The following is an 8,282-nucleotide window of genomic DNA, read 5'->3' on the forward strand; positions in this document are numbered from 1 at the left end:
GTTGACCACCGGGCCGTAATGCGCGTCGGTGTCGGTCGAGAGGCCCACCCGCAGCCCCGCGATCGCGGGGCGGTCGAGGATGGCGTCGACCATCTCCTTCCGCCGTACCGCCCAGCGTCACCCGCGCCTGAACCGCCCCCGTGTTCGGGTCGAATACGTCGCCGAATCGGCCGCCGCCTGCGCCTTCGTCCTGGCCGGCCACGTGGTGGAAAATTTCCCGCAATTCCTACTTTCCCATGATCCAGGCGTGCGCCGGGTCGTTGGCGAAGACCCAGCGCCGCGACGGGCCGGCCATGACGTTGAGGTAATAGAGGTCGTAGCCGTGCGCCGCGCCCACCGGGTGATAGCCGCGCGGCACCAGCACGACGTCGCCGTCCTGCACCGCCAGCGCCTCGTCGAGCGAGCGGTCGTCGGTATAGACGCGCTGGAAGGCGAAGCCCTGCGGCGGGTTCAGCCGGTGATAATAGGTTTCTTCGAGCAGGCTCTCCTCCGGCAGCGCATCGCGGTCGTGCTTGTGCGGCGGGTAGCTCGACCAATGGCCGCCCGGCGTCACGACCTCGACCACGAGCAGGCTCTCGGCGATGTCGCTGGTGTCGGGCAGGATGTTGCGGACGTGGCGGGTGTTCGTGCCGGTGCCACGCGTTTCCCGGCCGACCGCGTCGGCGGCGATCACCTGGACGATACCCGCGCCGGTGCCGGGGGCGGTGCAGATCGCGACCTCCGCCGCGCCGCCGGCGACCAGCGTGTAGGGTGCGTTTGCCGGCAGATAGAGCGATGCGCCCACCGGCTCGAACACGCTGGCGCGGCCGCCCAGCGCGAAACGCTCGCCGTCGGCCTCCGCCGCCACGCTGCCCGACAGCACGACAATACAGGCCTCGCGACCGGCTTCGCGGGCGTCGTATCGTTCGCCCGCCGCGAGCCGGACGACCCGAAAGCCGACATAGGTCCAGCCGGCGCTGGCCGGGGTGACGTCGACGACGACACCCTCGGCATCGGGCGCATGGGGGCGGACGAGCAGCGGCGACATCAGGCCAGCTCCACCGCGCGCGCGAGGCGTTTGAGCGTATCGAGGCCGAGCTGGCTGTATTCGCGCGGGTTGGCCACCGCCGGGTCCTGCTCGGCCTCGATGACGATCCAGCCGGCGTAATCCATATCCTTCAGCGCCCGCATGAACGGCGCATAATCATAGTCCCCGTCGCCCGGAGTCGTGAACATGCCGCCGACCACGCCGTTGAGGAAGCTGGTGCCGTTGGTGCGGAACTCGTCATACCTGGCCCGGCGCACGTCCTTGCAATGGACATGCGTCACCCGTTCCGGCCGTTCCCGGATCACCCGGATCGGATCGATGCCGCCGGGCAGCGCGTGGCCGGTGTCGAGCACCAGCCCGACGTGGTCGCCGGTCGCGTCGAAGAAGCGGTTCAGCTCGTCGTCGGTCTCGACTACTGTGCCGAGATGGTGGTGATAGGCGAAGCGCAGGCCGCGATCGTTGACGTAGGACGCCACCGTGTCGAGCCGCGCTCCGAACCGCCGCCAGTCGCCCGCGGCCAGCACCGGGTGGGTGTCGAGGCGGCTGCCCCAGCGGTCGCAATGGACGGCGTTCGAGGTTTCGGCGAGGATGAAGACCGTCGAATCCATATAATCGAGCAACGCTAGATGCTGCGCCATCGCCGCGATCTCGGCGTCGGCGTCATGCGCGAGCAGGTTCGCGGAATACCAGCCGCCGACCACGTCGAGGCCATAGCTCGCCATGATCGGCGCCAGCGCCTCGGGGTCGCGCGGGAACTTGTTGCCCAGCTCGACACCCTCGAAACCGATGTCGCGGACATCGGTCAGCAGCACGTCGAGCGTGGTGTCGGCCCCCAGCTCGGTCATGTCGTCGTTGCACCAGGCGATCGGGCTGACGCCCCAGCGGATGGTCATCTACGCGTCTCCACTCAAGATACGGACATATTCCGCGCGCGCCGCGCGCACCTCGGGCCGGGTCGATACCTCGGGCACGGCAACGTCCCACCAATGCCCGCCCTCGTCGGTGGTGATCGCCGGGTCGGTGTCGATGACGAGGACGTAGGTGGTCGGCGACGCCGCCGCGCGAACGAGCGCGGCCTCCAGCTCGGCGATCCCCGTCACCTTCTCCGCCCGCGCGCCGAGGCTGCGGGCATGGGCGGCGAAGTCGATCGCGGGGAGCGTCTGGTGGCGGCTATCGGCGAGCATGTTGCTGAACGGCCGGCCGCCGGTCGCCTGCTGGAGCCGGTTGATGCAGCCATAGCCGCGATTGTCGAGCAGCACTACGGTGAGCTTGAGCCCGAGCATGACGGAGGTCGCCAGTTCCGAATTGAGCATAAGGTAGCTGCCGTCGCCGACCATCACGATCACGTCGCGCGCCAGGTCTGCCATCTTGACCCCCAACCCGCCGGCGATCTCGTAACCCATACACGAAAAACCGTATTCGACGTGATAGCCGCCGGGCCGCTTCGTCCGCCACAATTTGTGGAGTTCGCCCGGCAACCCGCCCGCCGCGCACACGACCACGGCGTCGTCCGAAGCCTGCCGCCACACCGCGCCGATCACTTGTGCATCGGAGGGCAGCGCGTCACCGGGCGCAGTGGCGGCGTCGAACGCCCGGTTCCATGCCGTGACGGCGGCGCGGTTGGCATCGACCCAGCTATTGCTAGCGTGCCAGTCCCCAAGCCATTCGGCCAGCGCATCGATCACCACACCGGCATCGCCCAGCACCGCCTCCGCGCCGTGCTTGACGGTGTCGTGGAGCTGGATGTTGACCTGGAACAGCCGCTTGCCGGCGAAGATCATCCGCGAGCCCGTGGTGAAATCCTGCAACCGCGTGCCGATGCCGACCACCAGATCGGCGTCGGCCGCCGCGCGGTTGGCGGCGCTGGTGCCGGTGACGCCGACGCTGCCCAGCGCCTGCGGGTGATCCCAGGCGAGCGCGCCCTTGCCGGCCTGCGTCTCGACGACGGGGATGCCCGTGGCGGCGGCGAAGTCGGCGAGCACCGCCTCGGCGCGTGCGTACAGCACGCCGCCGCCGGCGACGATCAGCGGGCGCTCGGCGCTCCGGATCGCCTTGATCAACGCATCCAGCTCGGCCGCATCGGGCCGCACCCGCCGCTGCCGCCAGACGCGCGGCGCGAAGAAGCTGTCAGGATAATCATAAGCCTCCGCCTGCACGTCCTGGCACAGGCACAAGGTCACGGGGCCGCACGCCGCCGGATCGGTCAGCACCGCCATCGCGCGCGGGCAGGCGTCGAGGAGCTGCTCGGGCCGGGTGATGCGGTCGAACAACCGGCTCACCGGGCGGAAGCAGTCGTTGGCGCTCACCGTCGTGTCGGAAAACGCCTCGACCTGTTGCAGCACCGGATCGGGTCGGCGCGAGGCATAGATGTCGCCAGGCAGGAACAGCACCGGCAGGCGGTTGACGTGCGCCAGCGCGGCGGCGGTGACCATGTTGGTCGCGCCCGGCCCGATCGAGCTGGTGCAGGCCATCGCCCGGCCGCGCCGCATCGCCTTGGCATAAGCGATCGCCGCGTGCGCCATGCCCTGCTCGTTGTGCGCGCGGAAGGTCGGCAGCAGGTCCTCGACGGCGGCCAGCGCCTCGCCCACGCCGGCGACGTTGCCATGGCCGAAGATCGCCCAGACGCCCGCGAAATAGGAGACGACCGCGCCGTCGATCGCGATCTGCTGCGCCGCCATCCAGCGCACCAGCGCCTGTGCCATCGTCAGCCTCATGCCGCGGCGCTCGTCACGCGCGCGGCGCGCCAGGCGTTGACCAAAATCGCGAAATTGCGGGTCAGCGCGTCGACCGCCGCATCATCATCGATCTCGTCCCTCAGCCAGGCGGCGGCGACGTCGTGCCAGATGGTGCGGCCGACCGCGAAGCCCTTGACGATCTCGCTCGGCGCGGCGGCGGCGAAGCTCGCCAGCAGCACCTCGTTGGGCGCGGACAGGCCGAGCAGCACGACGCCCCGGCAGTGCGGATCGCGGCGGCGGATCGCCGCCTCGATATTGCGCCATGCCGCGCGGTCGGCGGCGGGCTCCAGCTTCCACCAGTCGGGATAGACGCCGAGGTCATAGACACGGTCGATCACCTTCGCGATCGTATCGGCGTCGACCGCGCCATGCTTGGAGGCGATCACCTCCAGCAACAGCTCGTGCCGTGTCGCGCGGCAGGCATCGAACAGGCGGACGATCTGCCGGTCCTGCCGCTCGCGCAGTTCGCACGCGTCGTCGGGGTGGTAGAAAGCGAGGCATTTGACGACATGGTTGACCGGCCAGTCGCGCAGCGTCGCGGCGACGTCCGCACCGCCTTCGAACGCCAGCGGGCGGGAGCCGGGCACCTCGATCGGACGGCCGATCCAATATGGCGTGTCCGCGGCCGCCTCCAGCGCGCGCGCGCCATAGCGGCCGTCGGCGAGGAAGCCGAACCCGGGGTCGCCGCCCGCCAGCCGCTCGACCGCGCGCAGCGCCAGCGCCTTGAAGGCGGGGACGCGGTCGATATTGTCGGTGCCCAACGCGGCGACGAGGTCGTCGAACTGGCTGCGATGATCGATCGCGAGCACCGTCAGCGCGTCGTAATGCAGATGGCGGTTGGTCGACCAGTGGAGCTGTTCCAGCGCGGCGGAATCGCGCAGCCGGCGCGGCCAGTCGTCGCGGGCGAGGAATGCCTGCAACTCGTCCCAGCTCGCCATCGCCGGCGCGCAGCCATGTCGCGACACCACCAGCGCCCCGCACGCATTGCCCCATTCGCAGCAGGTCGCGACCGGCTCATCGCGCAGCCAGCCGCGCAGGAACCCCGCCATGAAGGCGTCGCCCGCGCCGAGCACGTTGAACACGTCGATCGGAAAGCCGCGCCCGACGATGCCCCCGCCCTCCTTGGCATCCAGGCGATCGGGGACCGCGCCGTCGAACGCGACACAGCCGAGAGCGCCGCGCTTGATCACCAGCAGCGCGTCGCTCTTCGCGCGGACGGCCCGCAGCACCGCCAGCGTGTCGATCGAGCCGCCGAGGATGTGGATTTCCTCTTCGGTCCCGACGATCAGATCGCACAGCGGCAGAATGCGCTGGAGCTCGGCGGTGACGGCGCCGTCCGCGACGAAGCGGTTCTCGCCATTTTCCTTGGCGGCGAGGCCCCACAGCACCGGGCGATAGTCGATGTCGAAAATGACGCGCCCGCCCGCCTCCTTCATGAGCGTCGCCGCCTTCAGGCTCGCGGCGAAGACGCCGGGCCGCGACAGATGCGTGCCGTTGACAAGCAACGCGCCCGCCGAGGCGATGAACGCCGGGTCGACGTCGTCCTCGACCAGCGCCATGTCCGCGCAATTGTCGCGGTAGAAGATCAGCGGAAAGCTGTCGGGATCGCGGATGCCGAGCAGGACCAGCGCGGTGAGGCGATCGGGATCGGTCAACACGCCGCGTGTGTCGACGCCCTCGCGCGCCAGTTGCTCGCGGATGAAGCGGCCCATGTGATCGCCGCCGACCCGCGTCAGCAGTCCCGCGCGCAGCCCCAACCGCGAAGCGCCGACCGCGGTGTTGGTCGGGCTGCCGCCGACATATTTCGCGAAGGAGGCCATGTCCTCCAGCCGCCCGCCCGCCTGTTCGCCATACAGGTCGACGCCGGATCGACCGACGGTGATCAGGTCGAGCCGCCCTCTCCGGCTATCGCCGCCGCTGCCCGCCATCCGTCACCCGCCCCTCGTCATTCTTGTGGAACATGTATTCCACAGCTGGAACAAATGCAATAGGCGTTTCACCGCTTCCTCGCCGGCTTGCGCGCCGCGCGGGTCGCCCGGAAGGCGTAATTGATGACCAGCGCCTGGGCGAGGCACATCGAGGCCGACAACGAGCGAAACTTGCGGATCTCCGATTCGCGGACCTGGAGAACGATCTGGGCGGGCTTGGCGATCGGGCTGACCAGGCTGTCGCTGATCGCCAGCACCGTCGCGCCGCGGTTGCGCGCCTCCTCGACGATCGCGACCGTCTCCTCGGCATAAGGCTGGAAGCTCACCGCGATCAGCAGGTCGTCGCGCCGCACCGCCTGCGCCTGCTGGCGTTCGAGCCCGCCGACACCGTCGATGAAAAAGGTCCGCTTCTCCGCCTGGAGCAGCGAATAGGCGAGGTAGGAGGCAACCGGGAACGAGCGGCGGAAGCCGACAACATGGACCGCCGCCGCCTTGACGATCGCGTCGACCGCCGCCTCCAGATCGGCGGCGCTCAGCACGTGGAGCAGGTTGTTGATCGCCAGCACATTGCCCTCGACGAACTCGGCGAGCAGGTCGCCCGGTTCCGCGCCGCTGCCGGCGGCCTCGTCGAGCTGGCGGACGCGCTCCGAATAGCCGAGCGCCGCGTGCGCGCTGATCAGGCCGTCGCGGAACAGCTTCTGCATCTGGCTGGCGCCGTCGAAGCCGAAGCTCTTGGCGAAGCGCACGATCGCCGACGGCTGGACGCCACAGCGCGAGGCGATCACCGCCAACGTCTCCAGCGCGAAATCGTTGGGCTCGTCTAGGATGTGCCGGCCAATCTGCTGGAGGCGCTTGCTAAGATCGGGGTAGCGCCGGACGATCGCCGCGCGCAGCTCCTCGATGGTGGTCGGCGCCCCCGGATCGGCCATGCTCGTCTCCTTTCGACCGAAATATTCGTTCCGGGGATAGAACACAACTATCGCCGGACGGCACACATCGCTAGGAACGTCTGTTCCATTTGCGGGCGGGATCGAACCGCCGTTCGAGGAGGGGTTTCGGTGCATTCACTCGCACTCATCGGCGCCGGCAGGATCGGCCGTATCCACGCCGCCAACATCGCCGCCAACCCGCGCCTGCGGCTGGCGATGATCGTCGATCCGACGACCACTGCCGCCGAGGAGCTGGCGGCGCGGCACGGCAGCCGGGTCGGCGACATCGACGAGGCGTTGGACGGCGGGGAGATCGACGGGGTCGTCGTCGCCAGTTCGACCGACACGCATCTCGACTACACACTGCGCGCCGCGGCGGCCGGCAAGGCGGTGTTCTGCGAGAAGCCGCTCGACCAGAACCTGGCCAGCGCCAGCGAGGCCGCCGCGACGCTCGCCGGCCTGAAAGCGCGCGTGTTGCTCGCCTTCAACCGCCGCTTCGATCCCAATTTCGCGGCGCTCCATCAGCGGCTGGCAGCCGGCGCGGTCGGCGCGCTGGAAACGCTCCACATCATCAGCCACGACCCCGCCCCGCCGCCGGTGAGCTACCTTGCAACCTCGGGGGGCATGTTCAAGGACATGGTCATCCACGACTTCGACATGGCCCGCTGGCTGCTCGGCGAGGAGCCCGACCAGGTCTTCGCCACCACCGCCTGTCTGGTCGATCCCGCGATCGCCGGGGTCGGCGATGTCGATACCGCCAAGACCATATTGCGCACGCCCGGCGGCAAGCTGTGCGTCATCAGCTCCAGCCGCCGCAGCGGCTATGGCTACGACCAGCGCATCGAGGCATTCGGATCGGCGGGCATGATCCGCGTCGGCAACGTCACCGGGACGACGCTGGAAACGTGGGGGGAGGGGGGCGCGTCGGCCGACCGCTTCCAGAACTTCTTCCTCGACCGGTACGCCACCGCCTACGTCCGCGAGATGGCGCATTTCGCCGAGGTGCTGGACGGCGCCGCGCCCTGCGTCGACTATCGCGACGGGGTGGCGGCACTCGCGTTAGCGGAGGCGGCCGCCCGCTCCGCCGCATCGGGGCGCCTAGAGAGCGTCTGAGATGCACGACGCCCTTATCATCCCGGGACGCCGGCGTATCCGGCCCGACGCCAGGGGGCGTACTTCGTCATTGGACAGATCGACAATCAGGATTTCAAGAGGGACGTGATCGTCGACGTGTGGCTGTCAGCCGGCAATTCTGAAATGCTAAGCTCGCGCTCTACATGGGCTACGTGAACGTCTAGTTGCTGTTGGCCTGCGATTTCTGAACTGCTAAGCCTCGAGCGCAAGGCGCATTGCCGGCTGGAATGTTGCTGTTGGCCTGCGATTTCTGAACTGCTAAGCCCCCGAACGATCCGTCTCGCGCCCGCGTCCAGTTGCTGTTGGCCTGCGATTTCTGAACTGCTAAGCCCTGGCGAGCAACAGCAGGCGGACGCGATCAGTTGCTGTTGGCCTGCGATTTCTGAACTGCTAAGCCCTTCGGCTTCGGCCTGTCGCTGAAGAGGTCGTTGCTGTTGGCCTGCGATTTCTGAACTGCTAAGCCTCCAGTGTGTGGCGTGTGGGTTCTCAACTAGTTGCTGTTGGCCTGCGATTTCTGAACTGCTAAGCC

Annotated in this window: 6 protein-coding genes and 1 CRISPR repeat array; of the genes, 1 reads left to right on the forward strand and 5 read right to left on the reverse strand. The window is 68.6% G+C overall.

All coding sequences use genetic code 11. The features are described from left to right. Positions 1-226: 226 nt before the first annotated feature. The 5 genes from iolB to ACFE7K_RS14770 form a co-directional block, all read right to left on the reverse strand. On the reverse strand, positions 227-1,027 hold the full coding sequence (gene iolB / locus ACFE7K_RS14750) for a 5-deoxy-glucuronate isomerase (RefSeq protein WP_375398960.1): 801 nt from the start codon (positions 1,025-1,027) through the stop codon (positions 227-229). Further along, positions 1,027-1,920: a myo-inosose-2 dehydratase gene (gene iolE, locus ACFE7K_RS14755; protein ID WP_375398961.1), complete on the reverse strand. Its 894-nt coding sequence runs from the start codon at positions 1,918-1,920 to the stop codon at positions 1,027-1,029. Before iolE ends, iolB begins: the two co-directional genes overlap by 1 nt. Then, positions 1,921-3,741 carry a 3D-(3,5/4)-trihydroxycyclohexane-1,2-dione acylhydrolase (decyclizing) gene (gene iolD / locus ACFE7K_RS14760; RefSeq protein ID WP_375398962.1) on the reverse strand — a complete coding sequence of 607 codons (1,821 nt, stop codon included), beginning with the start codon at positions 3,739-3,741 and terminating at the stop codon, positions 1,921-1,923. Then, complete coding sequence (gene iolC, locus ACFE7K_RS14765; protein ID WP_375398963.1) at positions 3,738-5,690, reverse strand: 5-dehydro-2-deoxygluconokinase; 1,953 nt, start codon at positions 5,688-5,690, stop codon at positions 3,738-3,740. The genes iolD and iolC overlap by 4 nt, the downstream gene beginning before the upstream one ends. Positions 5,691-5,758: 68 nt before the next feature. After that, positions 5,759-6,619, reverse strand: a complete 861-nt coding sequence (locus ACFE7K_RS14770) for a MurR/RpiR family transcriptional regulator (protein WP_375398964.1) — start codon at positions 6,617-6,619, stop codon at positions 5,759-5,761. A gap of 129 nt (positions 6,620-6,748) precedes the next feature. On the opposite strand from ACFE7K_RS14770, the gene iolG reads away from it, so the two are divergent. Then, on the forward strand, positions 6,749-7,732 hold the full coding sequence (gene iolG, locus ACFE7K_RS14775; RefSeq protein WP_375398965.1) for an inositol 2-dehydrogenase: 984 nt from the start codon (positions 6,749-6,751) through the stop codon (positions 7,730-7,732). A gap of 118 nt (positions 7,733-7,850) precedes the next feature. Further along, positions 7,851-8,281: direct repeats of the CRISPR family, unit length 35 nt; unit sequence GTTGCTGTTGGCCTGCGATTTCTGAACTGCTAAGC. Position 8,282: the final 1 nt, after the last annotated feature.

It is taken from the genome of uncultured Sphingomonas sp., from assembly GCF_964244265.1.
Classification (GTDB): Bacteria; Pseudomonadota; Alphaproteobacteria; order Sphingomonadales; family Sphingomonadaceae; genus Sphingomonas.

Coding starts and splice junctions, on each gene's coding strand:
- iolC (WP_375398963.1), bottom strand. CDS start 5,690: ATGGCGGGCAGCGGCGGCGATAGCCGGAGAGGGCGGCTCGACCTGATC.
- iolD (WP_375398962.1), bottom strand. CDS start 3,741: ATGAGGCTGACGATGGCACAGGCGCTGGTGCGCTGGATGGCGGCGCAG.
- iolB (WP_375398960.1), bottom strand. CDS start 1,027: ATGTCGCCGCTGCTCGTCCGCCCCCATGCGCCCGATGCCGAGGGTGTC.
- iolE (WP_375398961.1), bottom strand. CDS start 1,920: ATGACCATCCGCTGGGGCGTCAGCCCGATCGCCTGGTGCAACGACGAC.
- ACFE7K_RS14770 (WP_375398964.1), bottom strand. CDS start 6,619: ATGGCCGATCCGGGGGCGCCGACCACCATCGAGGAGCTGCGCGCGGCG.